Origin of the sequence: Mesorhizobium sp. M0293, assembly GCF_040321735.1 — a bacterium.
In the GTDB taxonomy this organism is placed as follows: Bacteria; Pseudomonadota; Alphaproteobacteria; order Rhizobiales; family Rhizobiaceae; genus Mesorhizobium.
The window spans coordinates 1-1,668 of the sequence record NZ_JAMYSA010000264.1 but is presented as its reverse complement, the minus strand read 5'-3'; the positions used below and the strand labels follow the sequence as shown (position 1 = coordinate 1,668).

The window sequence follows — 1,668 nt, the reverse complement described above, 5'->3', positions numbered from 1 at the left end:
TATCGCCAGCTTTGTCGATCACCGGCAAGCAATCGGAATGCGCTTCCGCACGGAGGTGCGCACGCTCAAGTCGTTCTGTCGCTTCTCGCTGGCCTTGAGGTAACGCCGGTAGGCCGAGTTGCCGACCAGTGCCTTGTCGCCCTTCTTGAGCTGTGCCTCGAGGCCGGCGATGATCGCTTGGCGGTCGGCCTTGTCCTTCTCGGCCTCGGCGTCATTGCGGCTGACGATGTAGCGGTCTTTACCGACCTTGACCTCTTTGACCCACAACTGAGTTTCACCGCGCTGGCGCTCGAGAACGAGCGGAACCATCGGTGCCGTGTCATTGAGCACGACGTTGTGGATCACGCTGCTCGAGCGTTCGCGGGCCCCCAGAATGTATTCCATGCCCAGCTTTTCGAGCGCGGCGATGGTATCGGCGCTGATCATGCCGCGATCGGCGACAACGCAGGCGCGTGTGACGCCGAAGCGCGTTCGCAGCCGATCGACCACCGGCAACAGGACGGTCGCGTCAGCGGTGTTGCCGGGCACCATCTCGGTGCAGATCGGCCGGCCCTCGGCATCAACGACCAGCGCCAGGATCATTTGCGCCAGATCGGGGCGGAAGTCCTTGGAATGCCCGCGCTTGCCCAGCGTCTCGCCGCCCGTGCCATGGAAGGACAACGAGGTTGTGTCCATGAACACAAGGCTGAGGTCGGTGAACAGGTCCTGCCGGCGCGCGAAGAGCTTTTCCTCGATCACGTCTTTCACGCAGCGCGCCACCAGCGCGCCTTGCGCCTTTTCGCCGAGTTCCTCGCCCAGCCACGCCATTGCCCGGTAAAAGTGATGGAGCGCCAGACCCTCGGCGCCCTCGATACCATAATCGGCCATCCAGTTCGCGCAGTCGCGGTCCGGAGCCCGAGACGAACAGCCGATGCAACGTGCCAATGAACACCGCCCGTTCCACCGCAAAGCCGAACTGGCGCCCCTCCAGCACCTCTTCCAGCACATCGCCGATCCCGAGCCGCTGCCACAGCCGCCCGAACAACAGCGGACCGCCAATGCGGCGAGAGGCAATCCGCCCCGCGTCAATGTCGGACAGGATGAGGCTGCGTTCGCCATGGCGCGCAATCGAGGCCGCCAATCTGTCAAGTTCGCCGCTGGCAACCAGCGCATCCTTGCGGCCCAGCGCCTTTATCGTGCGCTCAGCGACCCGGGCTCGCGCCATGCCGCGCCGCTTGGCCACGTTCATGCCCCATGCTCTGAGGCTCGACCATTTCTTGCTGAGCACGAGCAGCGAATGAGCTGCCTCATAGAGAGCCGTGCGGGCGAGTTCGTCGCCGCATCGGCTGACCTTGCCCTGAATGTCCGTCTCACCAGATTGTGATTTTTCATGGAATGAGGGGGCAGACTCAATCTCTCTGCATGTGCAGGGTGATGTCGCGCAATTTTCGAGAGGGAATCAGCGCGATGGAACAGAGATTTGGGTCGACGAGACTGGCGCCGGCGGGGTTGCTCGTCGAGCATGCCGAAATCAACACGGATTGTGTATTTCTTGACGTGCGCGCTACGGCGCTTTCGGCAACGTGCCCGTGCTGCGGGACGAGTTCACGCCGGACCCAGAGCCGATATATGCGGCAAGCCGCCGATCTGCCCATCGCTGGCCGGCGGGTGGTCTTGCGGGTGACGCTT

Annotated in this window: 1 protein-coding gene and 2 pseudogenes; 1 reads left to right on the top strand and 2 read right to left on the bottom strand. The window is 63.3% G+C overall.

Going from position 1 to position 1,668, the window contains the following annotated elements; translation table 11 throughout:
* Window positions 1-81: 81 nt before the first annotated feature.
* Window positions 82-1,189, bottom strand: a pseudogene (locus NKJ06_RS35335) (IS1634 family transposase); the annotation flags it as partial.
* Window positions 1,184-1,360 (bottom strand): annotated as a pseudogene (locus NKJ06_RS35330) (transposase); the annotation flags it as partial. The pseudogenes NKJ06_RS35330 and NKJ06_RS35335, both read right to left, overlap by 6 nt.
* A gap of 86 nt (window positions 1,361-1,446) precedes the next feature.
* On the opposite strand from NKJ06_RS35330, the gene NKJ06_RS35325 reads away from it, so the two are divergent.
* The coding region (locus tag NKJ06_RS35325; RefSeq protein WP_352812552.1) for a transposase family protein at window positions 1,447-1,668 on the top strand (222 nt) is incomplete at its 3' end.